Annotated in this window: 24 protein-coding genes; 12 read left to right on the top strand and 12 right to left on the bottom strand. The window is 44.6% G+C overall.

The window, feature by feature from the left end:
• Positions 1 to 167 precede the first annotated feature (167 nt).
• On the top strand, positions 168 to 2456 hold the full coding sequence (locus QUB33_RS03490) for an FdhF/YdeP family oxidoreductase (protein ID WP_333347294.1): 2289 nt from the start codon (positions 168 to 170) through the stop codon (positions 2454 to 2456).
• Positions 2457 to 2618: 162 nt separating this feature from the next.
• On the opposite strand, the gene QUB33_RS03485 is transcribed toward QUB33_RS03490, so the two are convergent.
• Together QUB33_RS03485 and QUB33_RS03480 are read right to left on the bottom strand one after the other, a co-directional pair.
• Positions 2619 to 2783 (bottom strand): hypothetical protein, encoded by a 165-nt coding sequence (locus tag QUB33_RS03485; protein WP_333347291.1) that lies wholly within the window; start codon positions 2781 to 2783, stop codon positions 2619 to 2621.
• A 41-nt stretch (positions 2784 to 2824) separates the two neighbouring features.
• Positions 2825 to 3127 carry a glycosyltransferase family A protein gene (locus QUB33_RS03480; RefSeq protein ID WP_333347288.1) on the bottom strand — a complete coding sequence of 101 codons (303 nt, stop codon included), beginning with the start codon at positions 3125 to 3127 and terminating at the stop codon, positions 2825 to 2827.
• A gap of 625 nt (positions 3128 to 3752) precedes the next feature.
• Between QUB33_RS03480 and QUB33_RS03475 the strand changes: the two genes are divergently transcribed.
• Positions 3753 to 6296: a protein kinase domain-containing protein gene (locus tag QUB33_RS03475; RefSeq protein ID WP_333347285.1), complete on the top strand. Its 2544-nt coding sequence runs from the start codon at positions 3753 to 3755 to the stop codon at positions 6294 to 6296.
• 184 nt (positions 6297 to 6480) lie between these two features.
• On the opposite strand, the gene QUB33_RS03470 is transcribed toward QUB33_RS03475, so the two are convergent.
• Entirely contained in the window at positions 6481 to 7893 is a 1413-nt protein-coding gene (locus tag QUB33_RS03470) for a hypothetical protein (RefSeq protein ID WP_333347283.1), read from the bottom strand.
• Positions 7894 to 7970: 77 nt separating this feature from the next.
• On the opposite strand from QUB33_RS03470, the gene QUB33_RS03465 reads away from it, so the two are divergent.
• A complete protein-coding gene (locus QUB33_RS03465) occupies positions 7971 to 8996 on the top strand; it encodes a hypothetical protein (protein ID WP_333347280.1) in 1026 nt (341 codons plus the stop codon).
• Between the two features lie 174 nt (positions 8997 to 9170).
• Here the strand turns inward: QUB33_RS03465 and QUB33_RS03460 are convergent, their stop codons facing one another.
• Entirely contained in the window at positions 9171 to 9494 is a 324-nt protein-coding gene (locus QUB33_RS03460; RefSeq protein ID WP_333347277.1) for a TMEM14 family protein, read from the bottom strand.
• A 126-nt stretch (positions 9495 to 9620) separates the two neighbouring features.
• Here QUB33_RS03460 and QUB33_RS03455 point away from each other — a divergent pair, with 126 nt between their 5' ends.
• The 4 genes from QUB33_RS03455 (at position 9621) to QUB33_RS03440 (ending at position 13236) form a co-directional block, all read left to right on the top strand.
• Entirely contained in the window at positions 9621 to 10925 is a 1305-nt protein-coding gene (locus QUB33_RS03455; protein WP_333347273.1) for an ATP-binding protein, read from the top strand.
• 238 nt (positions 10926 to 11163) lie between these two features.
• On the top strand, positions 11164 to 11610 hold the full coding sequence (locus tag QUB33_RS03450; protein WP_190739853.1) for a tellurite resistance TerB family protein: 447 nt from the start codon (positions 11164 to 11166) through the stop codon (positions 11608 to 11610).
• 152 nt (positions 11611 to 11762) lie between these two features.
• Positions 11763 to 12188 carry a thioesterase family protein gene (locus tag QUB33_RS03445; RefSeq protein ID WP_333347525.1) on the top strand — a complete coding sequence of 142 codons (426 nt, stop codon included), beginning with the start codon at positions 11763 to 11765 and terminating at the stop codon, positions 12186 to 12188.
• Positions 12189 to 12264: 76 nt separating this feature from the next.
• A complete protein-coding gene (locus tag QUB33_RS03440) occupies positions 12265 to 13236 on the top strand; it encodes a putative 2-dehydropantoate 2-reductase (protein ID WP_333347270.1) in 972 nt (323 codons plus the stop codon).
• Between the two features lie 101 nt (positions 13237 to 13337).
• Here QUB33_RS03440 and QUB33_RS03435 read toward each other — a convergent pair whose 3' ends face one another.
• The 4 genes from QUB33_RS03435 to menA form a co-directional block, all read right to left on the bottom strand.
• Positions 13338 to 14756 (bottom strand): 2-succinylbenzoate--CoA ligase, encoded by a 1419-nt coding sequence (locus QUB33_RS03435; protein WP_333347267.1) that lies wholly within the window; start codon positions 14754 to 14756, stop codon positions 13338 to 13340.
• Between the two features lie 90 nt (positions 14757 to 14846).
• Positions 14847 to 15962 (bottom strand): o-succinylbenzoate synthase, encoded by a 1116-nt coding sequence (locus tag QUB33_RS03430; protein ID WP_333347264.1) that lies wholly within the window; start codon positions 15960 to 15962, stop codon positions 14847 to 14849.
• A gap of 11 nt (positions 15963 to 15973) precedes the next feature.
• A complete protein-coding gene (menH, locus tag QUB33_RS03425; RefSeq protein ID WP_333347261.1) occupies positions 15974 to 16774 on the bottom strand; it encodes a 2-succinyl-6-hydroxy-2,4-cyclohexadiene-1-carboxylate synthase in 801 nt (266 codons plus the stop codon).
• A gap of 133 nt (positions 16775 to 16907) precedes the next feature.
• The gene (gene menA, locus QUB33_RS03420; protein ID WP_333347257.1) at positions 16908 to 17804 is read right to left on the bottom strand and encodes a 2-carboxy-1,4-naphthoquinone phytyltransferase; all 897 of its coding nucleotides are present in this window, start codon (positions 17802 to 17804) and stop codon (positions 16908 to 16910) included.
• Positions 17805 to 18231: 427 nt separating this feature from the next.
• On the opposite strand from menA, the gene QUB33_RS03415 reads away from it, so the two are divergent.
• On the top strand, positions 18232 to 19665 hold the full coding sequence (locus QUB33_RS03415) for an isochorismate synthase (RefSeq protein ID WP_333347254.1): 1434 nt from the start codon (positions 18232 to 18234) through the stop codon (positions 19663 to 19665).
• A 52-nt stretch (positions 19666 to 19717) separates the two neighbouring features.
• On the opposite strand, the gene QUB33_RS03410 is transcribed toward QUB33_RS03415, so the two are convergent.
• Complete coding sequence (locus QUB33_RS03410; protein ID WP_333347251.1) at positions 19718 to 20017, bottom strand: antibiotic biosynthesis monooxygenase; 300 nt, start codon at positions 20015 to 20017, stop codon at positions 19718 to 19720.
• Positions 20018 to 20090: 73 nt separating this feature from the next.
• On the opposite strand from QUB33_RS03410, the gene menD reads away from it, so the two are divergent.
• Positions 20091 to 22007, top strand: coding sequence for a 2-succinyl-5-enolpyruvyl-6-hydroxy-3-cyclohexene-1-carboxylic-acid synthase (gene menD / locus QUB33_RS03405; RefSeq protein WP_333347249.1), 1917 nt, complete (start codon positions 20091 to 20093; stop codon positions 22005 to 22007).
• 44 nt (positions 22008 to 22051) lie between these two features.
• Here menD and grxC read toward each other — a convergent pair whose 3' ends face one another.
• On the bottom strand, positions 22052 to 22366 hold the full coding sequence (gene grxC, locus QUB33_RS03400; protein ID WP_015178938.1) for a glutaredoxin 3: 315 nt from the start codon (positions 22364 to 22366) through the stop codon (positions 22052 to 22054).
• Between the two features lie 264 nt (positions 22367 to 22630).
• Between grxC and QUB33_RS03395 the strand changes: the two genes are divergently transcribed.
• Entirely contained in the window at positions 22631 to 22846 is a 216-nt protein-coding gene (locus tag QUB33_RS03395; protein WP_172188518.1) for a hypothetical protein, read from the top strand.
• A 175-nt stretch (positions 22847 to 23021) separates the two neighbouring features.
• Here the strand turns inward: QUB33_RS03395 and QUB33_RS03390 are convergent, their stop codons facing one another.
• Complete coding sequence (locus tag QUB33_RS03390) at positions 23022 to 23255, bottom strand: hypothetical protein (protein WP_333347244.1); 234 nt, start codon at positions 23253 to 23255, stop codon at positions 23022 to 23024.
• A complete protein-coding gene (locus QUB33_RS03385) occupies positions 23242 to 23463 on the bottom strand; it encodes a hypothetical protein (protein WP_333347241.1) in 222 nt (73 codons plus the stop codon). Before QUB33_RS03385 ends, QUB33_RS03390 begins: the two co-directional genes overlap by 14 nt.
• Positions 23464 to 23615: 152 nt before the next feature.
• Here QUB33_RS03385 and QUB33_RS29625 point away from each other — a divergent pair, with 152 nt between their 5' ends.
• Both QUB33_RS29625 and QUB33_RS03380 read left to right on the top strand, forming a co-directional pair.
• Positions 23616 to 23876 (top strand): transposase, encoded by a 261-nt coding sequence (locus QUB33_RS29625; protein ID WP_445299501.1) that lies wholly within the window; start codon positions 23616 to 23618, stop codon positions 23874 to 23876.
• Positions 23877 to 23998: 122 nt separating this feature from the next.
• Positions 23999 to 25117, top strand: coding sequence for an alkene reductase (locus tag QUB33_RS03380; RefSeq protein WP_333347238.1), 1119 nt, complete (start codon positions 23999 to 24001; stop codon positions 25115 to 25117).
• Positions 25118 to 25139 lie beyond the last annotated feature (22 nt).

Genomic DNA, 25139 nt, shown 5'->3' with positions numbered 1-25139 from the left:
AGTAAGTCGGTCTGTGGCAGAATTGTATTGTACAGTGCGCTCAAAAAAATCGCTTTGAAAAACAACAAAATTGTTGCCTTCAAAATTTTAATTTCATTCTGCCGAATGCCTTGTGCTCCGGCTGCCTTTCTTCAACTAATCCGCAATTCAAACAAAAGGTAAACCACATGGATGTCAATTCCCAAAATGTCCAACCAATCCCGCCATTCAACGAGACAAACGAGGAAACACCAGAGATAGGTGGCGGTTTGCCCGTAATAGAATATTGGGCAAAACATACATTGTCCCCGGAAGGGCCGAAACTTTGGAGAACTTTGCTGCACAAAAGTGCGTGTTTGTCCTGTTCTTGGGGTACTGGCGGGCAGAAAGGAGGTTTTACAAATGAAGAGGGGGAAAAACTTCAGCGCTGCATGAAAAGCGTTGAAGCAATCTCCGCTGAAATCAAGCCGGCTATCTCAACTCAATTTTTTGAACAGCAGAGTATTGCCCAACTTCAGCAATTAACTTCAATGGAAGCCGATAGGTTGGGAAGGCTGAGTTTTCCGATGATTTTGCGGGCTGGTTCATCTCATTACGATCGCATTTCTTGGGAAGAAGTTTATCAAATTGCCGAAGCTGCATTTCGCACAACCCCCGAACGAGTGGCATCTTACAGTTCCGGTCGCTCTTCCAACGAAGCCGCTTTTCTGCTGCAATTGATGATGCGGGCGATGGGTTCCAATAACTTAGCAGATTGTTCCGATCTCTGCCACGCTCCCTCGACAATCGGGTTAAGCGAAATGTTTGCCACCCGCACCTCGTTAGTGAGTCTAGAAAACTTGAAGGAAGCAGATTGCGTCGTGCTTGCGGGCAGCAATTCTTCCTACAACCATCCCCGATTGATGAACGAGTTAATTAAAATTCGCGACAAAGGCGGTAAAATAATTGTAATCAATCCGGTGATGGAAATCGGGTTAGTCAAGTTTGGTTCTCCCGCATTTCCCGTCAAGTCGCTCATCCCCGGTTCCGATATTTCCTCCTTATACTTGCAGCCAATTCCCGGCAGCGATACGGCGCTCTTTGTCGGCATTCAAAAGTCTCTAATCGAACAAGGACTCCTGAACAAAAAATACTTACAAGCGTATACAGAAGGTTGGGAAGCAGTAGTCCAGCACGCCCGCGAAACCGATTGGGGAACTATTACTAAAACCTGCGGAGTTTCCCAAGCAGAAATTGAGGCGGCAGCCAAAATTATCGGCACATCCCAGCGGGTTGTATTCGGTTGGGCGATGGGAATTACCCAACACGATAACGGTGTAGATAACGTTTTCAGCATTGCCAACACGGCATTGATGACGGGAAATGTCGGCAAAGAAGGGGCGGGATTAATGCCCGTCAGAGGACACTCAAACGTCCAAGGATTCGGCTCTATGGGCGTCACTGTGAAGCTGAAAAAAGAAATTCAACAAGCTTTAGAAAAGTTATTGAATCGTCCCCTCAGTCCTGTTAAGGGCTACGACACTCGATCGCTCATTGAAGCAGCAGATGCAGGCAAAGTCGATACGCTGATCTGTCTGGGCGGTAACTTGTATGGGGCGAATCCAGATTCAACGCAGGCAAAACAGGCTTTAAGCAATGTTGAGACCGTTATCTACCTCGCAACCAAACCGAATTTAGGGCATTTTCACGGATTGGCAAAGCACAATACAATTGTGATTCCTGTACTGAATCGCTTTGAAAATCCCCACAAAACAACGGTGGAAGCCGGTAATAATTTTGTGCGTTTAAATGATGAGGGTGAAACTCATCTCAAAAATGCCGATCTGATTCCCGAGGTAGAATTCTTGACGGAATTAGCCAGCAGGATTCACGGCGATTTTCCCGTTGATTGGCGCCAACTTCAAGACACAAAATACGTTCGGCAATTGATTGCTAAAACTATTCCTGGCTATGAAAAAATAGCGACAATTGATGAAACCAAAGAGGAATTCACCATCAGCGGTCGCATTTTTACGGAACCTAAATTCCCTACAGAGTCTGGGAAAGCGAAGATGTTTGTCACGCCTTTACCTAAGCTGAAATTACCGCTAGCTCAAGATTTTGGAGTATCCGACTCCGTGCGGGGTTTAGCTGTGGCTTTGATGACGGGACGCAGCTATTCTCAGCACAATACTGTAGTTTACAAAATTGATGACAAGTACCGGGGAATGCCACACCGCAACTGCATTTTGATGAATCGTGCGGATGCAGAAAGTGTGGGTTTGCATGAACATCAGCGGGTTACGGTGCAGGGAAATGTGGGGAAAATGGAAAATGTCGAGGTGATTTACGGGGCGGTGCGTGAGGGTGCTGCTTTGATGTTTTACCCTGAAGTTAATGTGATTTTTCACCCGGAAATTGAAAGGCGATCGGGCACGCCTGCTTACAAGCGCGTACCTGCTTTTGTATACGCGGAAGTTCGGCAACGGATTCTGTAACGGATGTAAGGGATGTTATGATTAGCTCTGCCTTATTTCTTCTTCCTTCATTCTTCTATAACTCACATTTTAGATGATTTTTAAGAACAGGCAAGATGCCTGTTCCACAAGGAGTTAATTTTTTGTGGGTGGGCATCTTGCCTGCCCATCTGCAAGTCTTAATTAACTCTTAACTTGCAAAGTTCTACCGCGCCAAGTCCATCCCCAACCTGTTTCGGTTTTAATCGCAGAACCGATCGCAATCGCCGCCACTAACGCACCTCCGAAACCTCCCAACCACCAGTATTTCGTAGGACATTCAGCAATCTCGGCACCCAAGCGGCGCAAAGTGTAATGCTGCCAAATTACGATTACGGATAAACAGATAGTTAACCAGGTAATTGGTTGGTTGGTCGCGGCTGACCTGCTAATATTTTAAGCCGGGGGTCGTTGAGATGCTGTTGCAGGGTTTGCCCGATCGCTAACGTGTCGTCTGTCGATCGATCGTCTACAATCAAAACCTCTAGGTTGTCCACAGACAGCGGTGTACTCTCCAAAATGGCGATCGCGCAATCCCGAATATTCTCTGCCTCGTTGTATGCTGGTACGATTACCGAAAATTTAGGGAACTGCGCGGCGGACTCCGGTGACAGCTTAGCCAAACTTCTGTCGGTTCGAGGCGCATTTTCCACTGATCGGCGCAAGTTCTTAGTGTAAGCTCTACTTACAATCAGAGAAAAAATTAGCAGGGTTAACAATATCAAAGCGAACAGACCTCAAATTTTCGGTACACGATTTGTCTCCCTAAATATTAAAAAATATTAAAACAAAAAGCTAGTCGATCGCCCGAAAAGTTATTTTGACCGCCTCTTTTGCTATAATTTGTGAGCATCTTTCGGCTCGCTCGCAGCGAGGGGTAAGACCCCTCACCCAGACAGCGACCGAAAAGCCGAGGATAGATATCAGTTGTCAGAGGATATTGGAATGGGCGAATTTTTGACAGTCGATGTGTTGGCGAACGGGATAGCCGTACTTGGTGCTTTCGGTTTTTTCTTTTTAGGATATCAAGCTTTGCAGATGTTGAAAAAATAAAGTATGGAAGAAGGAAGAAAGAAGAAGGAAGAAGGAAGAAGGATTAGCTCCTTGTTCCCCCTAAACCCATAAAAAAAGGGGATTAGGGGGTGGGACAAGAGCCTTCTTTCGCTCCCCTCAAACCCCTGAAAAAGGAGGATTTAGGGAGCGAAACTCAAAGACAAGTGACTCAACAGTGCAACTGTTTCTTGCGAAAATCAACCAAAAAAAGGCTGCGTTATTATCATGGTGAGCCAACTTTTAGATGGACGCTATCAAATCATTGAAGTCATAGAAACAGGAGAATTTGGACAAACATATCTTGCTAAAGATATTCGCCGTCCCGGAGAACCGCAGTGCTTTGTCAAGCACCTGCGTCCCGGTACTACCGAACCGAAATTAATTAATACTACGCGCCGTCTTTTTCAAAAAGAAGCAGAAGTTCTAGAAAGGCTCGGTCAACACGACCAAATTCCTCAGCTATTCGCTTATTTTGAAGAAAATGAAGAATTTTTCTTAGTTGAATCCTTTGTTGCCGGTCACTCGCTATCAACCGAGATTGTACCGGGCAAACCTCTGAGCGAAGAAAAAATGATTTCTTTGCTGAAGGAACTGTTAGAAATTTTAGTGTTTGTACACGGACAGGGAGTAATTCACCGAGATATTAAACCGGCAAATTTAATCCGCCGCTATTCAGACAACAAGTTAGTTTTAATCGACTTTGGCTCGGTGAAAGAAATTCACATCGCTCAAAGACAAGCACCGGTAACTGTGCGGATTGGCACTCTGGAATATATGCCGATCGAACAATTTCAATACAACCCGCAACTCAACAGCGATATCTACGCTTTGGGAATGATTGGTATCCAAGCAATGACGGGTTTGCCGGCTTACGATTTGCCTAAACTGCGGGATTTGAAAAATTCTAATAAGGGCGAAATTGTTTGGCGGCATTTAGCCACGTGTTCCCAAGCGCTGGCCGATGTTTTGGATAATATGGTGCGCTACGATTTTCGGGAGAGATACCAGTCGGCGGCGGAAGCTTTAGCCGATTTGAGGAAAATTGGCGATCGCTCGCGGGCGCGGATTCCCAAGCTGACAATATATCGCGAAGAAGTCGATCGGCGCAGCAGCAGCCGGGGTGATATTACAGTCGTCGGTCGGAGAATATTAGATGAACTGCGCGTCAGTTTGGAATTGCTGCCAGAAGAAGCAGAGGCGATCGAAGATGAGGTATTGAACCCTTACCGCAAATACAGGCAAAAAGGCGAACGCTACGAACAATCACTGCAAGAAGCAATGCAGCAAGAATATCCCTTTTCTCAGGAAACTCGCGACGAATTAAAACGCTTGCAGCAAGTTTTAGGGCTTACCGACGAAGATGCCGCGAAAATCGAAGAATTAGTCATTCCTAAATCTTTATTTGCTAAATTGTACAAGGCGATCTCCACAGTTTTGGAGGGACACCGCAACCCCAGTGGACCACCAGCCAGCAGCGCCCCTCAACTCGAATTGCAGGCAAGTCCGGCGGTATCCTCGCAGGTACATCTGAACGGAAAAACCGATTTCTCGTTAGCGCAGCCCGCCCCTACGGGGGCTACGCCAACGGAGAGGATCGCCAGCCCAGCAGCACTTGTCCCCAAAGAAACTCGCAAATTCAATCCTTATCTCGCCGGGGCAACAATTGCGGCTATCTTAGCTGCGATCGGCGGAATTTACGGATATCTCAAGTGGCAAGAATGGGAGCAGCGAGCTCAGAAAGAATCCCAACAGCTCAATCAAATTGCCGCTCTCTATAAAGCCAGCAATTATGAAGACTGCATCAACCAAATACCAACAATTGCCAACACTTCCAGCACCTATGCGTCCGCTCAGGAGTTACAGGAACAGTGCCAAGCAGGTCTGCGGTGGAAGAACGCCAAAGTCAAAAATTTCGCTCAGCATTCAGATGCAGTTGGGTCTGTTGCTTTCAGTCCAGACGGCTTAATGTTAGCCAGCGGTTCTAAAGACAAAACCATCCAAATTTGGGATTTAGCTACAGGCAAGTCGATCCGCACTTTTCCAGGAGATTCCTCCACTATTTGGTCGGTTTCTTTTGACTCAAACGGTACGAAACTGGCGACTGGAACCGGTTTTTGGCGAGTCATGCTGTGGGATTTGAAAACAGGGCAAGTGATTCGCAGTCTCGACCACACTGCTTCTGTTTGGTCTGTCGCTCTCAGCCCCGACGGACAGCTTGTTGCTAGCGGTAGCGGAGACAAAACCACGAAGATTTCGGATGCAGCAACTGGCAGTTTGATTCAGAATTTTCCAGACCATACAGATTTTGTTTATTCTGTTGCTTTCACTCCCGATGGAAAAAGTTTGGTTAGCGCTTCTAAGGATAAAAAAATTACAGTTGTTGATGTAGCAACGGGGAGGTTACTCAAAACTATTGAGGGACACGGCGACGCGGTGAGGTCGGTTGCTGTTAGCCCGGACGGCAAGACAATTGTTAGCGGTTCCTACGATGAAAGTATTAAAATCTGGAATATCGAAACAGGAGATTTAATTCGCTCTATCCAGGGACATTCTGACGATATTGTCTCGGTTGCTATCAGCCCGGACGGGAAGTTTATTGCGAGCGGGAGCAAGGATAAAACTATTAAAGTTTGGGATTTTGCTACCGGAGAATTGCTGAATACTTTGACTGGACATTCCGATGAAGTTTATGTGGTGACTTTTAGTCCCGACGGCAAAACTATTGCTAGCGGTTCTAAAGACAATACTATTAAGTTGTGGCTGAGGTAATCAGAAAGAAGGAAGAAGGAAGAAGGAAGAAGAAAGAAGGAAAAATAGTCCTTGACGCACAGACTATACTTGTACGGTACGAAGTGCGTACCTTACTACTACAGATAGTGTAACAATTGAAAACTTGTGTCCAGGACTGAAGAAGCCAGTCAACAGTCAACAGTATCCATTAGTCACTGGTCATTTAATTCCTAAGATTAAGCTCGTTTTTTAAGGTTTGGGGAAAGTGCCAATAAGGCGTTTCTAATTCGTCCTCAGTTGGATAATTTTCAGTTGATTTCTCTCGGATTTGAAAAAAGTGGTAGAGGTTAGCTACAGTTAAATCGGATATTTCTTGCCAATTCGAGGCAGCTAAAGCTTGATAGCCAGTAGCGATCGCCTGCTGGCTGACATAAAATTCGTATCTCCGGCGGATTTCCGGCGACACAGCGAAGGTTAGCTGGTCGCGCAAGGATAGAAAGTGAGACTTTTGCTTTAAAGTTTCATAAAGGGAAGGTTCCGCAGCTAATACCGCGAAGGTAGTGTACACGCTGCTTTTTAAACTCTCGCCGGTGAGTTTATCTAAACTCGCTAACTGGTGCTGCTCTTTTGGAGACAAAGTTTGCATCCAATCAACCTCATTTTGCCAAAATTCTATTACACTTAAATCATGACCGAGAATCCTAGTAACTTCAGGAAATAAAAAATCTAGTTCGGGTTCGGATTGACATCCTTTAACAACAGTTAGAAGATTTTGACAAATTTTTGATTGCAGTTCCAGCAGGCGATCGCTCACCATCTTGTAAGCCCGCTGCAACTGAAACGTGACCCCGATCGCCTGCTCGATCGCCCAAACACATTCCATTTGCCTGAGCTGTCCAGCAGAAGACAGCCCCTCCAACAAACTAGGATTATCATAAATTTTTAAAGCCTCAAACAGCATATCCCGCCCGCTATTAATTTCGGAATTCCGAAGTTTAATATCTGGCACTGTCAGGGCAGACTGACAGCGTTTGATAGCTTTAGAAAAAATTTCGTAACCGTTAACCAGTTTCTGGCGGTGCATTTCAAAACTAGAGTCGTGAGCCACCTTAAAAATCTGCTGGATCACCTCTACTCCCCTATCTTTGAGGATGTGTCTGAGATCGATAAATCCGTCTTTAATTTTTAGCTTCTGGTGTTTGGCCTCTTCTCGGATTTTTAATACTTGGTTGAGGTTTACTGCTGACAAAACTGTGCTCGATACAGTGCCAATACCAATGACAGCAGCAGTCGCTTGCATCACTGCCAAATTAATTTTCAGACAGTTAAGCATTCGGTATATTTTTTGAAACCCCTGATGAGTTTGAGCAACCTGCAGCGGCGCCAGTGTCACGTACACGGGAGCTACCAGCGGCTGTATGGGCCCACCTCCGGCTAACTGTGCGAGCAATCCTATAACTCCGCGATCGGCTATAGTTTCACTTCTTGATTGATAAAAAATTTTTGCAAGCTCCACAAACTCCCCTGTCACCGGATCTCTAGCTGCCGGGAGCAATTTTCCTGTTTTTGCAGCAGGCTGTACTAGGTTGCCACTATTGAGTCGTGCCTGAGTTGCAGGGGTGAATATATAATCCATGTTGTGGCTCAGTTTCCATTCAAAAAGGCAGATGTTCTGTATTGTATGCTGTTTAGGGAAACGAGGGATGAAAGGAAATGAATGAGTATCTCAAGGCATTCCAGGCTATTACCCTGTTTAGCGATCGATTGTTGGCAGACGAATATCAATCCGTGGAGATTAAACAGTCAGCTACCCAACTTAGTTTAGATGTGGAACCTTGTATTGACGAAATTAAGCAATCTGCCATCAGACTCAAGGGGCTACTTCAGGTATGTTTCAAAGATGTCTCTCAGGCTGAGGATGTCTGGAATAGCAAGCCGAGAATTGCTGGAGCATCTCATGTTGATGTCTGGGAGCAAATTGGCGAACTAAGCGGATGCGATGTGAGAATTCGCAGTTTAGGAAAACAGGGCAAATATGATGCGGTTGTTAAAGTTCGCAAATCTTGGAGCGACAAGGCGACCAAGTTAAAAACTCAGTGGTTTTTGTGGGATAAAAACCCTCAAGTATTTCAAAGAGATACTATTGGTTTTTTCGACAAAGATAATTTGTACAAAGAGTTGCGTAATGAAGTGGATTCCCAGGCAGAGCGAGTGAGTTTAATTATGGAGAATGAACTGAGTTTAATTTTCAAAGAGTTACAATCTATTGATATAGAAAAAATTGAAGCTTGTATAGAATGTTTTGACCTAAACAGTCAATCTAAATTTAGAGAGCGGCTACAATCAATAGGCGGAGAGATTGTATCGAAGTTTACGGAGCCACTGAAATATTTGCCTGATTCTTATATAAAAAGTTTTAAAGAAACGTTGAAAGAACCTGTAGAAACTCTCGTTCATAAAAGCAATCTGGGAGTCACTTTGGTCGATTTTGAAGAATCCTGTAAAGTGATTGGGTTAATCCTAGATAATGCGATTGTAGCAGTTTTTGATGAGCGCATGAAACTGGCTATTAAAACAGTTGAAAAAGCGCTTAAATTCTACAATAATTTTTTAGAGAAGCAGGCGCGGTATCAGAAAGAGACGCCGGAACAGCGATCGGCGGAAAAAGAGTGGATCGAATGCCAGCGGCAGCAACTCAGGGAAGTTCAGCAGTATATTGATGCAGCCATCAATCATTAGTGGTTAGTGATTAGTCATTAGTCATTAGTGATTAGTCATTAGTTATTGGTCACTGGTTATTGGTTATTGGTCACTGGTTATTGGTTATTAGAACGAACAACTAACAATTAACAAATAACCACTGACCACTAAAAACAGTCAACAGTCAACAGTCAACAGTCAACAGTCAACCGATTATTGATATTGACCGCTGATTTCGTAAACGATCGCGCCCAAAGACGCTAAGCTAGCTAAAATTAGCATTCCTGCAGGCATGAATTTTTGAGTTTTAACAAGGCGCACAATAAAGACTATTACTAAAACAGCGGAGATGGCTGCTGCTAATGTTAAACCCCAACTTTGTCCCATAAGCTGGGCGGTGCCGGCAAAAATTAGGAGGGAACCGCTAATCACGCCCGAAATGAGCGAGGCTTGGCTTTTGGCCTTGATATAACCCATGATGCCGCCAACCAGTGTTAAAATGCCGTAGCCGATCGCCGCTGCTGTCCCTAAATTCATTTTTAATCCTCCCGATTTCACTCTTTGCATCTAAATTTATACAGCGCAGCCTGCAATTAGTGTCACGAATTGTTAGAAAATTTATTAAAGCCAGTCAGGATATGTAACTGTTATACAATTGCCATTATGTCAGCCCTAACTTCTGCTGCGATCGCCCAAATCCGTTACCTCCAGCGCCAAGCAGCATCCCTGCTGCTGTATCAATCGGTTTTCAAAAGCCCCGCAGGTCAAGCTTTTCTCGATTTGCTGCAAGCCCTTCACCACAGCGAAGTCAGCGGTTTGGAATGTCAGGTAGCTTACGGGAACTGGTTCAAAGTTCAGGCTGCTAAAAATTTAAGCTGGAAAGATTCTCTGATTTCCGAAATTCTCAAAGACGAAAACCCCTTTTCACGCCGAGCACAGCAAACAGATTTTGCAAGTTTGCCCCCCGCTTTGGTGGAGGCCGCGCGACATGATTTACAAGTGCTGCAAAATATTTACGAATGCAGCAGCGAACAGTTGAGCAAGTGGGTGCGGGTAGCGGGTCAACTTGACGCAGTGCCTCCGATTTGGTATTCAGAAACTGTAGCAGAACAGCGAGATTTGCCGCTGCACGGAAAACTAGAAAAATGGTCGAGCGCGGCGGAATCTTTGGCAGTTTATTACCGACAGTTTGGCACGGGTTTGTTTGCCGAATACCGCGCTTTTAGGTGGCGGGGAGGGCAGTTTGCGAGTATTTCACATCCCGATGGCATAACTTTAAAAGAGTTGGTTTGCTGCGATTGGCAGCGGGATGCTCTGGTGAAAAATACGGAGTTTTTGTTAGCAGGTTATCCGGCTTTGCACGTCTTGCTGTACGGGAGCCGCGGTTCGGGCAAGTCTTCTTTGGTGAAGTCGCTGTTAAATGAATTTGGATCTCGCAATCTGCGCTTGATTGAAATATCTAAATCGGATTTGCAAGATTTGCCGCTAATTGTCGAGCAGTTGCGGGGAGTTGCTCAAAAGTTTATTATTTTTGTGGATGACCTTTCCTTTGAGGAAGATGACGATGCTTTTAAAGCTCTGAAAGTTGTTTTGGAAGGAAATGTCACTGCTCGCTCTCAAAATGTGGTAGTTTACGCAACATCTAACCGCAGGCATTTAATTCGAGAGTTTTTTGACGACAGGCCTCGCCCCCGCGATGGAGACGAAGTTCACGCTTGGGATACTGTGCAGGAAAAACTTTCATTTAGCGATCGATTTGGCTTGACTTTAACTTTTGAACCGGCCGATCAAAACACTTATTTAACAATTGTCCGACATCTGGCAGAGCTTGCTGGAATCAAACTCGCTCCCGATGATTTGGAACACCGCGCTAAAGAATGGGCAACTCGTCGCAACGGGCGATCTGGCAGGACTGCGCGGCAGTTTGTTGATTTCCTGAAAGCAGATTTAGCCGTTTTTCACAAGTAGATCGTCTGCGCTGGGAGGGCGGGTTTTACCTGAAATATGGCAAGGCAATTCACGAGCTGAATAAACCCGCCATTGCAGCGCCTAAGGGCGAAAGAAAAATTCTTAAGTTTTTCATAATTTTATTGATAATAAATAACTAACAAAATTTGATATAATTATCAAAATCCACAAAGAAACCTCCAGAGCCAGAACCCATCCTGACTCCATAAATCGACCACTAAATAATGAGGAAAATATCATGGGTTTATTTGATAAAGTATCGCAGACTCGTCAAGAAACGGACGTAACGTTAGGGCCGGCAGAAGCATTTGCGGCGATCGCGCTAATTGCCGTAGCAGCCGACGGTTACATCAATGACAGCGAAAGTAAAGCGATTAGCATGACACTATCTCGGATGCAACTGTTCCGCAGCTATCCGGATGACGTGATGAGAAAAATGCTCGATCGCCTGCTGATGATTCTGCAACGGCAAGGAGTTGAGGTACTGTTTAATGCTGCTTTGGCAACGCTTCCCGACGAACTTAAAGAAACTGTTTTTGCTGTCACAACTGATATCGCTTTAGCAGATGGCGAGGTTTCAGAAGAAGAAGAACAACTTTTGAACGATCTTTACAGTGCATTGGGGCTTTCCGAAGATATTGCCCTCAAGATTATAGACGTGATGTTGATTAAGAACAAAGGTTAAGAAAGAAGGGGGAGGAGTGAGGAGGGCGAATTTTACAATATAAAAAATTACCGCCTACTTACTTAGCTGACAACTTCTCCAAAAGTGCGGTTTTACCGATATGATGGTTGGTAAAATTGCGATCGAATTTGCGATCGCCGTTACTACCTCAAATGCCTTTCACTTACACCCGCACTGTTCGCTTTCAAGATACCGATGCTGCTGGAGTCGTTTACTTTGCTAACGTTTTGGCGATGTGCCACGAAGCTTACGAGGCATCTCTAGCAGCCTCGGGAATCAATCTCAAAGCATTTTTCAGCAATCCCGAGGTTGCCTTTCCCATAATTCATGCCAGTGTAGATTTTTATCGCCCAATGTTTGCGGGCGATCGGCTGACGATTCAATTGACGCCCAAACAAGTTACTGGCGATGAATTTGAAATTGCCTATCAAGTATTTTCTGAGGAATTTGCAGGGAGAAGCGCTGCTAAAGCTCTTACTAAGCACGTCTGCATTGATGCAGTTAGCCGAGAGCGAAAACAGCTATCTGAAAACTTGATGCAGTGGATGAGGAAATTTGAGATTGAGATTTCAGATTAGTTTTATCTTTAAATAATAGCAGGGTATGACAGTCAAATTTCTGTTTTGTTGATATTATTTCTGACTTTTTGATATTATGTCAAATCGCAATTATGCCATTGTGGGCACGGGAGCTTTAGGCGGATTCTACGGTGCTAGACTGCAACAAGCAGGTTTAGAAGTCAATTTTTTGCTACGCAGCGATTACGATCAGGTCAGAAAACACGGTTTGATTGTCGAGTCTCCCGAAGGCGACTTCACCCTCCCCCACGTCCGCGCCTACCACAACACGCATAAAATGCCTAAGTGCGACGTAGTAATTGTAGCGCTGAAAACAACTCAAAATCACTTTTTGCCCCAAATTTTGCCTCCTTTATTAAAGGATAACGGGACGGTTTTAGTATTGCAAAACGGATTGAGTGCCGAACCGGAAGTAGCTAAAATTGTTGGTGCAGAACGAGTGGTTGGCGGGCTGTGTTTTCTCTGCTCTTATAAAGTTGGGCCCGGTCACATCTGCCACCTAGATTACGGCACTATCACCCTGGGAGAATATGCCCAGGACTACAAAGCAATTGGTATTACTGATAGATTGCACCAAATTGCTAAGGATTTTAAACGTGCTCATATTCCTATTAAAATGAGCGAAGATTTGCTATTGTCAAGGTGGAAAAAGCTGGTTTGGAATATTCCTTATAACGGGCTGTCTGTAGTGTTGGATGCGAGAACTGACGAACTGATGGCTAATCCCGATACTCTGATTTTAGTCAAGGAAATGATGGGGGAAGTGATAGCGGGCGCCAAAAGTTGCGATCGCATTATTCCCGATGACTTTATCCCACAGATGCTTGAATACACTCAGAAAATGAAGCCTTACCGCACGAGCATGAAAATCGATTATGATGAATCGCGGCCCCTGGAAGTGGAGGCGATTTTTGGTAATCCGATACGGGTGGCGCAGCAAGCAGGTATTAAGTTGCCCCAAATAGAGGTAGTTTACCGAATGTTGAAGTTTGTGGATTTTCAAAGACAAGAAGCAGAGAGGACGAGAAGGCTATTAGGTTTGTCGTAATTAGTCAGTTGACTGTTGACTGTTGACTGTTGACTGTTGTCAGGAGGTGGAAATAAGCAGGAGAAATTCTGCCTTCTGCATTGATTGCGATCGCCTAATAATTATTGATATTTTATCGCAATTTCTTGCAATTGTTCTCGATTGACTTTGCCTTGAGAATTGCGCGGCAATTGTTGGACGATTACCCAATATTTCGGTCGCTTAAACTTGCTCAACTTATCTTCTATTGCCACTTGCAGATTTTTGACAGTAACTTCGGAATTAGCGGGAACGTAGATAGCCGTAACGACTTGACCCCAATCTTTGTCGGGCAAGCCAATTACAGCAATATCCGCAACTAAATTAGTCGATCGCACAACGGCTTCAACCTCCGCCGGAAATACATTTTCTCCGCCTGTGATAATTTTGTCGCTGCTGCGTCCGACGATATTTAAGTAGTTATTTTTATCAAAAAATCCCAAATCGTCTAATTGGAAGTATTGGCGATCGCCAAAATTTTTAGGATAATAACCCAACGCCAAAGATTTAGCATTTACCACAATATTTCCGATTTGATTATCGCACAAAATATCGCCCTTGGCACTGCGAATAGTTATTTTAGCGTGCGGTAAAATTTGACCGGAACTGTTATTACCCGCGAGAAAATCTTCGGGTTTTAGTGTAGCAATTTGCGAGGCGGTTTCGGTCATGCCATAACTGGGCGCTAATTTGATGTGATAGTTTCTAGCTGTTTCTAAAAGTTCCGGCCAAGCGGGAGCACCACCCAAAAGTACGGCCCGAAACCGTCCCAGCCAATTAGCTGTATCTGGGTTTTGCAGCAGCCGTTGCAATTGAGTTGGAACTAAAGAAATGAAAAACTTTTCTGGTTCGATGTCGCTTTTTTTACCATTTTCTAATTCTTTAAATGGCTGAATTGCCAGTTTTCCTCCGGTAGTAAAGGAACGCATAAATTGCATTAAACCGCTGACGTGGTATAATGGCAAAACGCAAAATGAGTTGATTTTGTCAGCTTGAAAATATTGTTGAAAACCTTGTACTGATGCCGTTAGTGTTTCCCAAGTGTGGATGGCAAAACGGATTTTTCCTGAAGAACCGCCGGTGGGAATCATGATCGTATCAAAACCGCTTTTACCGGGCGAATGGAATTCGCGGCTATACAAACGAAGTCCGCCTTCGCGGACGGGGATATGGGGATTTTTGGGAAGCGGGTATTGTCCTAAAAATATGTCTGGTTGGACTAAATCAAAGACTTGTTCCCATTCTGGTTTTATCCAGGTGGGATTGCAGAGAAAAATGGGGCATTTGGCGGCGCGGGCGGCGGTGAAACTGGCAAGAAATTGCACTGGTTCTGGTTCGGCGAGGCAAATTTTTGGGGGTGTTTTTTGTGCGGAGTTTTGGGTGATTTCAAGAAATACCCGATCGACAATTCGGGCAAATTCGCGACTGTCACAACCGATAAGCCAGTTATCGGGCAAGCCAGATGCGATATCCAGGATATTTACTGTTAGATTTGTTGCCATAGATGCTTTCACCAAGTTTCTCGATTCAAAACAATTACCTAACCCGCTTGATTTAGTCGTGGGAGTAATCTAAAATCTAAAATCTAAAATCTAAAATCTAAAATCTAAAATCGAAGGATTGTCATCGAACCAGCAATCGGTGCCGAAGCCGAGTGCTCTCTTATTCAAAGACAATTGTGTTGCTAAATTTAATGCTGCTTGTCTGCCGATTTCGGTTTCAAATACTGATGAGAAAACAGCGTCTATATTGTGAGTTTGACAAAATTTTCGCAGTTGGGATGGGGAACCAGCAATCGCAGGTTTAATGACGAAAATTCCCCGCCAGCCTTGGCTGTAGCACTCTTGGATGCGATCGAGGTTGGCGGCAGATTCATCAAGGGCGATCGGAGTTGCATAAATAGCATTTAATTCTACCATTTCCTGAAACTGTGTTACGGGCAGCGGCTGTTCCAAAAATTCAATGTCTGCGGAAAAATCGGGAGTTGCTTTTACCTTGTCGCAAGCTTCCAGCCATGTTTTAGCCTGCGAGTAACTGAGTCCCCCGTTGGCATCTAAGCGCAAAAATGGTTTTTCGCGATCGCACAAATTGTGCATTGCTTGGATTAGCTGCTGAAAAATATTTAATTCTTGTTCAATTGCAGCAACACCAATTTTCCATTTAAACGTCCGATATCCCTCTAACCAAAGCACTTGCAAAGCCTGCAAAGCTGTTTCTCCTGCTGGCAATAAACCGCTGAACCGATTTTTTTCTTCCTCATTCCCAACCTCTCTCCATTGGTGACTGCTTAAGACTGAACCCGCAATCAATCTCGATTTTAGGCGAAGTCTAGATCCCCCTAAATCCCCCTTAATAAGGGGGACTTTGAGAATATTTCTTGTCCCCCCCTTATTAAGGGGGGTTAGGGGGGATCTAGAGTTTGATAGTGCCGACTCAAAGCCAAATTGACAAGCAGGCAATTCAGCCGAAATAGAGAAAATCGTCTCTTCTGAAATATTAGTCGCCAGCGATTTACAAAAATCTAAAGCTTGCTCAAAACTTTCGGAACAAAACCAACTCAAAGGGGCAATCTCTCCCCAACCAATTTGATTATTTTCGTCCACAAGTCGCAGGATAATTCCTGAGCGAATATCCCAGATGCCGTGACTTGTTTGCAGTGGACGCTTAAATTTTCGCTGATAAGTGCGAAACTCGAATTGATAAAGCATTAGTTTTTTAGTTAATCATAAAATTCTCTCACAACTGCGACAAAATTATCAATATTTTCAAAATGGATATTATGACCAGCTTTTGGTACAATTTCCAGAAGGGCGGCTGGACACAAGCTGGCAATTTCGGTATTTATAGTTGTAAATTTATCATCATAAGCTCCCGCTAGCAAGAGGATGGGAATTTGATTTTGTGCGAGTTTTTCCCAGAGAGAGGGCTGGTTGCCAGTTCCCATGTTGCGGAGGGATTTGGCTAATTCTAAGGGATTGTTTGCTAAGCGGGTTTCTATGAGTTTGTCGAAGTGGGGAGAATTTTTTAAAGATTTGAATAAAGGGCGATCGTACCAGTTGAATAAAAAATCTTTAATGTTGCTATTTTCCAGCTTTTGTGCTAGCTGCAAATCTGCTTCCAGGCGGTGCGATCGCTCTTTTTCTGTTTTCAATCCTGGCGAAGCTGACTCTAACACTACTTTCTCGAATCTTTCTGGAAAATGTAATGTCATGTAAAGTGCCAATCGCCCGCCCATTGAATAGCCCAACAACAAACATTTGTCTATTTGTAAATCATCTAATAACTCGATTAATGCTTGGGCAGTATTTGACATAGTGTAGCAACTTTCGTCGTTGTTGACTTCAGTTTTTCCGTGACCGGGAAGGTCAACTGCTAAGCAGCAATAACTCTTAGAAAGTAAGGAAATCACCCTGCTAAAGTCTTGATTGCTGCCCGTGAATCCATGCAAAAATAAAATTGTCGGCTGATTCTTGTTGCCAGTTAAGGAATAGTGAAAGTTATAATTATTAAATTTGTCCATATACAATTATACGATTCAATATGAGGTACGGATTGCTAAATTAAACAAGATTTTGAGAAGTAACCCAACTCCACCCACTCTCTCAACTTAGCAAACCATACCTCCATTTTACCGGAATTATCGATCGCCCGACCTACAAAGCAAACCCCAACGCCAGCAGCAATCCGCTCGCAAAATGCAGCGTAACTGCGATAAACTTAGAGTTGCTGACCCTTCCCGGTTGGTCGTGATAGTCTGTGACATGGTGGCAAAGGTCGATCGCAAAGGGCAAACTCCCAAAAATCAACAGCGTCCAAATTGGGAACATTCCCAAAGCCACAAATACCACAGTCAAAACATAAATGCTGCCGCACAACCACTGCAACAACTCGGCACCTTTTTTCGTACCGAGTCGAACAATTGGGGATTTTTTACCCGCCGCCAAATCGTCCTCAACTTGGTGAAAATGGGAACAAAATAAAATGATACTCGTTGTAATTCCCACGATGGCAGAAGCCGCTAAATTAGTTGCAGACCAAGTTTGAGTTTGACTGTAATAAGCAGCGGCAAAGGCTAGCGGCCCGAAGGTAAAAAAGCAAATAATTTCTCCCAAACCTTGATAGCCAAAACGAAACGGAGGCCCTTGATAAGTGTAGCCGAGAGCACAGCACAAAACTACCAGCAAAATTACTGTTGGGTCTTTTTGCCACCAGCTTATGGCGCAAATTCCCGACACTCCAAGTGCTAAAAACAGATTGGCTAGCCCGAAAATTAAAGTTTTATTTCCGGTTAAGTTAACTAGAGAATGCGCTTTGTTCTTATCGATGCCTGTTTCTGAGTCAAATACATCATTGCTGAGATTCAGCCATGCTATAATCAAAATGGCTGACATTAAAAATGTCGAAAAAATTGACGAATTAATCGTTTGAGTTTCGGCAAAAGCAATTGCAGTTCCTACTGAAATAGGAATCACCGCAACGCTGTACATGGGCGGCTTGATTGCCGCCAGCCACAATTTACTATTTGAACGTTCAATTAACTTTGTTGTCATTACACAAACTTGATTCAATTGATAGCAGCGTAGTAATTTTACAATTTAATTGGTGAAGAAAGTCTACTCTGTATCGGGTTGAGTGCGTGGGGGGCATCCCTTGAGAGGCAATGCTGGGCGATCGCACGCCCGGTAATGCCCGTCTGCAAACCTCTGCGGGGTCGATCGCATGAGAGCCGAGATTGATTCGCTCAATCTTAAAGTTTTATGTCTAAATGTTTCGATCGATCGCGCGTTGGCGTTAGCGAAGCGATCCGAAGGAAAGCCCTGGAAGAGGATCGTCTGTTTTTTGCCCCAAGCGAGCCCAAACTTTCCGGGAAACTCCAAAGGTCATGTTTTGCGATCGCCCTCCCGTGCTTAGATCGAAATAGGGGTTCTAGCGGGACAAAACCGCACTCTTTCTGACAAATCTGCTATTCTCGCTTTCATGACAGTAATACCGCACCGCGCTAATCTTTTACAAGACCGCAATCAACTGCATCAGTTTCTGTTAGATTGCCAGCAGTCTTTAACGGAAAAAGATCAAACAAAGATAGTTAGTATTTCTCAGGAGATTGCCCCCGTCGATCCGCTAGTTGTACTTCAAGAGATTTCCGAACCTTGCCAGCGACACTTTTACTTTGAAAAAAGAGACCCGATTGCAGGCAACTGTTTTGCGATCGCCGCCCTAGATTCGGCCATCCATCTAACAGTAGCCGGAAGCGATCGATTTGCCCTAGCTCAAAATTTTATTCAATCTTGTCTTGCCCGAACAATTACTATCGGTACAGAACGCTTGCCTTTCAGCGGGCCGCACTTTTTTTGTAGCTTTGCTTTTTTTGATGAGAATGTCGCCACCAATTCTTACTTCCCCCCTGGCACCGTATTTTTACCAAAATGGCAGATTACTCGCCTAAAAGATAGCTGCACAATTGTTGCAAATGCTATCATAAATCGCGACATAAATATTAAGATTATTACGGATAATATTTGGCAAAATTTTGATAAAATTGCGTCTCGCCCTTACCAAAAAATAACTTCTCTTAGAAACAGTTCGATCCTTTTAAAACAAATTCCTGTGAATGATGCAATTCAATTCAAAACATCTGTCAAGTCCGCTTTAGAATTTATCAAGTCTCAATATTTCAGTAAAATTGTTTTATCCCAAGCCATAAATGTCATTTCCCAAACCCCTTTTAGTTTAATAGACTCCTTAAATAACTTGCGCCTTACTTATCCCGGTTGCTACGTATTTTCCACCAGTAACGGCCAAGGTCAAAATTTTATCGGTGCCAGTCCAGAACGCTTAATCAGCATTCACAAAAATGAATTAGTAACAGATGCCTTAGCTGGTTCGGCACCGAGGGGGAAAAATGAAGCGGAAGATGCGAATTTAGGCAAAGGTTTACTCAACAGCGAAAAGGATATTCGAGAACATCGAGTTGTAATTGATTTTATAGTTGATCGCCTGTCGAGTCTCGGTATCAATCCCGAATTTTCCCCGGTTCCCAGGCTGCTGCAACTGTCAAACATTCAGCATTTGTGGACACCCATAAGGGCTAGAATTCCGCGTGATATTCATTTATTAAAGATTTTATCCCAACTGCATCCAACGCCAGCGGTGGCTGGCGTACCGAGAGATATTGCCCTACAGCAAATTCGCGGCTGCGAAAGCTGCGATCGCTCTTTATATGCAGCACCCCTCGGCTGGATCGATCGCACCGGCAACGGCGAATTTGCCGTGGGCATTCGATCGGCTTTAATCGATGGCGATCGGGCTATACTTTATGCTGGTGCTGGTATTGTGGCGGGATCGGAACCAGAGAAAGAACTAGCAGAAATTCAGCTCAAATTGCAGGCACTTTTAAATGCTTTAGTTTAATTCAGCTAATTTGCCGAATGTAGAGTTGTCTGGTTAATTGATTGAGTCTGCGTTAAGGTTTAATTTTTACCTCCTCAAAATGTTCTACTATAGGAAAAGGATCGTAAAAATGGTGAAGCATTCTTTTCCACTCTTGATATTGAGCGGAATTCCTAAATCTAATGGTATGAGCTTCTAAATTTTCCCATCTAACCAATAATAGATATTTTCCTTGAACTTCTGTGCAGCGATGAAGTTCGTGAGATAAATATCCATCTATAGACGCTATCAGACTGGAGGCTTCTATAAAAGCTATCTCAAAATCACCCTCAAAGCCAGATTTGACATTAAGCACAACCGCCTCAAGAATCATAAAAATGTATCCTGACAATTATTTGAGTATAATATCGTAGCACAATACAGAGTTGAGCTACTCAGGTTTAGCAATGCCAATAGATTTTCGCAACACAAATACCGTCTGGGCTTCCGTATTAGCAGAAACTTTGCAGCGGTTGGGATTAACTACCGCCGTGATTTGTCCCGGTTCGCGATCGGCACCGCTAACAATAGCCTTTGCTCAAAACAAAAAAATAGAAACTATTCCCATACTCGACGAACGTTCAGCCAGCTTTTTTGCATTAGGAATTGCCAAAAAATCCTATTTGCCAACAGCACTAATTTGCACATCGGGAACCGCCGCAGCCAACTTTTATCCTGCTATAATAGAAGCCAGAGAAAGTCGAATTCCGCTGCTAATATTCACCGCAGATCGACCTCCCGAACTGCGGGACTGTCACGCCGGACAAGCGATCGACCAAGTTAAAATATACAGCAATTATCCCAACTGGCAAGCCGAATTAGCGATACCTTCTGCGTCCAGAGGAATGCTAGACTATCTGCGACAGACGATCGTGTATGCTTGGGAGCGATCGCAATTTCCAACACCAGGCCCCGTCCACCTCAACATCCCCTTTCGCGACCCGCTTGTACCCGTTCCAGACATAGCCGTAGAAGCTTTAGAAACAGAATTTAATCCCGAAGATTTCTTTGCAGGATTAGAACCCATTTTCGGAGGAGAAAGCTCTACCCCCCCCAGCCCCCCCTTGTTAAGGGGGGGAGAAGAAAGTACACTGCAACAGTGGCAAAAGTGCAGCAAAGGGATTATTATTGCAGGCGTTGCACAGCCTCAATTTACCGAAAAATACTGTAGTGCGATCGCCCAAATTTCCCAATTATTAAACTGGCCCGTTTTAGCAGAAGGACTATCCCCAGTCAGAAACTACGCCCAACTAAACCCCCATCTAATTTCCACCTACGATTTAATCCTGCGAAACCGCGAACTAGCAGATAAATTAACCCCAAAAATCGCCCTTCAAATCGGAGACTTACCCACAAGCAAAGAACTGCGAAACTGGCTAGACAAAACCCAACCAAAACGCTACATAATCGACCCCAGCCACCACAATTTCGATCCCCTACACGGCCGAACAATTCACCTGCGAACCTCCCCTGAAAATCTCGCAACTAATCTCGCCACTCTATTAACTCTTGTCCCCCCCCTTATTAAGGGGGGGTTAGGGGGGGATCGCTCCCCTGCTACCACTGCTATTTCCCCTCAAATCCCCCCCCTAAACAAGGACGAATCAACTCCAGTCCCCCCCCTTAATAAGGGGGGGTTAGGGGGGGTTCTAACCTCTCCCTCAAACGAATACCTCCAACTTTGGCGCAACACCGAAATCCAAGTCAGACAAACAATAGACCAAAAACTATCCACAATTAACAACATAATCGAGCCCAAAGTTTCCTGGCTGCTTTCCCAGATTTTGCCGCCTGGAACACCGATATTTATTGCCAACAGTATGCCCGTCCGAGATGTCGAGTTTTTCTGGAAGCCAAACAACTTAGAAATAAAAACTTTTGTCAATCGCGGCGCTAACGGTATAGACGGCACATTATCAACAGCTTTGGGAGTTGCTCACCGCAATCAAAGCAGCATCATGCTAACAGGCGATTTAACACTTTTGCACGATACGAACGGTTTTTTAATTAAAAATAAATTTGTCGGTCATCTGACAATCATATTAATTAATAATAACGGTGGCGGAATTTTTGAAATGTTGCCCGTTGCCAAATTTGACCCGCCCTTTGAAGAGTTTTTTGCCACGCCGCAGCATATCAATTTTGCTCAGTTGTGTGCAACTTACGGCGTGGAACACGAGATAATAGACGATTGGGAACAGTTCAAACAAAAATTAAGTTTTTTGCCAAATAGCGGGATTCGCGTCTTAGAATTGCAAACAGACAGGCGCGCCGATGCTAAATGGCGGCAAGATAATCTAAGTAAATTTGCCAAAGATTTGTAAATTTGTAGGTTGAGCAGGTGGAACGAAACCCAACCTACACTAATTTAAACCGCTGGTTGAGCTAGCAGCGGATCTAACTGTCCTTCTGCATCAAGTTTGTGAATGTCATCGCAGCCGCCTACGTGTTGGTTATTAATGAAAATTTGGGGCACGCTGCGGCGTCCGTTAGCGCGATCGGCCATTGCCTTTCTAGCTGCTTCGTCGCCATCAATTTTGTATTCCGTGAAATTTACGCCTTTCCACCACAGCAAAGTTTTGGCGCGGATGCAGTAGGGACAGGTTTGCCAAGTATAGATTTCCACATTGGCTTTGATGCGATCGGGCTTGCGGCCCAAGATGGGATTGAGAAAATCAAGCATTTTCGGTACTGGGGTAAAAATTGAACTGGTTGGGGGATTAACGATCATTTTAGCGAAATGCCTTCAGCCCCACGTCCTACCCAAAAATCGGCGCGGGATGGAATTGCCCGTGGCAATCTATGGCCCTGTGACCCAAGTCACAACTTTACTCTACTCGGATCACTTGCTTTCACCCCTGACAATCACCTTCGCGGCCTCATTAATATCACCGCTCTTTTGAGGAAACCAGAAGATGATAAATATATCGAATTCAACCGCACTGCCATGCACCCCGTACAACTCCTCCCCGGCGCTATCTCTGAAATCCTCGCTTCTGTAACCGATACAGGCGTTTTGACTCTGGCGGATCGCTACGGTTTGATGGCCGCCACCTTCGACGACTCTCTGAATGACGAAGACAGAGGCTGTGTCAACCGCTTGCTGCGGGCGGTGCTCCGAGGCCGAGTCCAAGTAGTCAACGAACTTTCAGCAGCATTCTAATCGGGATTTGAAGTTTTGTTCTGAAGGCAAGGTGAGTCAGCGGTAGATGAAAATAGTGGAAACTCAGGCAGGAGTGGAAACAGCGGTAATTTGAATTCGATTTAAAAGTTTTCTCCTCTAACTCAACAACGGTTTTTTTGTCAAAGCAGCCTTTACCGGCTGCTTTTTTTTTGATTTAATCGCGGATTTCCAGGTTGTACTGGCGACAGAGGGCGATCAATTTTTGTTGGAAGCGATCGCGCACGCTGTCTGGAGAGACAATGACGCAATCTTCCCAATACCGCGATACCTCTCGCATCAGCCAAAAAGGATTAGAGACATTCCGCACGACTTGGCGGACATCTGCGATGACTTGACCTTCCTCACTGATATCTTTTTGCTTGCGTTCGTAAGCTTTATACCATGCCACGATAAAAGTGTAAGTACACTTTTAAGAAATCTAAGCCTTGCTCGCGCCACTGTCCGTCCATTGGCTCAATAGCCTTGATGCGATCGAACCGCAAACACCGATTGTGAACAAGTTCGGGATAGTCACGATTGTTGAGCTCCTTAGTCTCTTCCCACCAGATTTCAAAGTAAAAGCGCTTTTCTTCAAAGGAAATCTCCGCATAGCTCACTGACAGGGTGTTTTAGCCGATGAGTCTGGCATAGATAATCGAAACCAGTATGATTACCCTTGAAACCAACGGAGGCAACGCTTTCATCCACTTAAATTAGGGAGACGCGAGGTTAGGGTAAATACGATCGCTCGTGCCCTGTGTAACCAAAAATTAATCGCCCCTTCGCTCCTTTTACAGTCATGGGAGCGTGTAATCGAACAGTTTTTGACATTTGGCTAGAAACAAGTTTACTTTCAACACTTGTCACAGCACAGGTGGTGGTGATGGATAATCTCACATTTGATAAAAGTGGTCGGATTCAGGAATTGATTCAAACAGCAGGGTGTAGACTATTATATTTACCGCCATACTCTCCAGAGTTTAACAAAATTGAACAAAGAAGAGTCTTGGCTAAAAAGTCAAGTTCGTAAACAGCTTGATGAGTTTGATTGCTTACTTTTTTGCCACCCTTGGATGTCTTGCCTTGCGTCCTAACACGGGCGGTTGCTATATGTGATTTGCCAGATTATTCAGTTGATAAAACCTCAAAATTATGACCGATCAAACAACTTCTCCACTCCTACTCAGTCCCTTCAAAATCGGAGATTTATCCTTAAAAAATCGGGTAGTCATGGCACCCATGACGAGAGCCAGAGCCGGTGAAGCGCGGATGCCCAACGCCTTGATGGCAGAGTATTACACTCAGCGAGCCTCCGCTGGTTTAATCATTACAGAAGCCACAGTGGTTTCTACTCAAGCTAATGGTTGGCTCAATACGCCCGGTATTTATTCAGACGAGCAAGGCGAAGCTTGGAAACAAGTTGTGACTGCGGTTCATGCCCACGAAACGCCGATTTTCATGCAGCTTTGGCACTGCGGACGAGCTTCCCACAGCAGTTTTCATGAAAACAATCAATTGCCCGTTGCAGCCTCTGCCATCAAAATAAACGGAGAAGGCATTCATACCCCTCTAGGCAAACAACCCTACGAAACCCCCCGCGCTCTAGAAACCGATGAAATCTCCCTGGTTGTAGAAGATTATCGCAAGGCAGCCGAACGGGCAAAAATGGCAGGTTTTGACGGTGTAGAAATTCACGCTGCAAACGGCTATCTCATTGACACGTTCCTGCAAACAAAAACCAATCACCGCACAGATTCCTATGGCGGCACAGTTGAAAATCGCTACCGTTTTCTTAAGGAAATTGTCGAGGCGATTATCACAGTATTTCCGGCAAATAGAGTGGGAGTTAGACTTTCTCCCAACGGTTTTTACAATGATATGGGTTCTCCCGAATATCGCGAAGATTTTCTGTATTTCGCAGGGCAGTTAAATGCCTATGATTTAGCTTACCTTCACTTGGTGGACGGTCTGGCATTTGGCTTTCATGAATTGGGAACGCCGATGATGATAGGAGAGTTTCGCGATGTGTTTGCAGGGCCGCTCGTCGGCAACTGCGGATATACTCAAGAACAGGCTGAAACGGCCCTGAGCAGCAAAGTTGCAGATTTAATAGCTTTTGGTCGGGATTTTATCAGCAATCCTGACTTGGTAGAGCGTTTTACTAATGGTTGGCCGCTCAATCCGCCTGCTGAAGTCGGCGTCTGGTATTCTTTTGGGCCTGAAGGTTATATCGATTTCCCTACCTATCAGGAACCAGCAGCTATTTCTTAGTTGAGTTGGTTGGGGCGGGTTT

The sequence above is a fragment of the Microcoleus sp. B3-A4 genome, from assembly GCF_036705385.1.
Taxonomy (GTDB): domain Bacteria; phylum Cyanobacteriota; class Cyanobacteriia; order Cyanobacteriales; family Microcoleaceae; genus Microcoleus.
The sequence above is the reverse complement of the archived record's forward strand: the minus strand, read 5'-3'. Positions and strand labels throughout refer to the sequence as shown.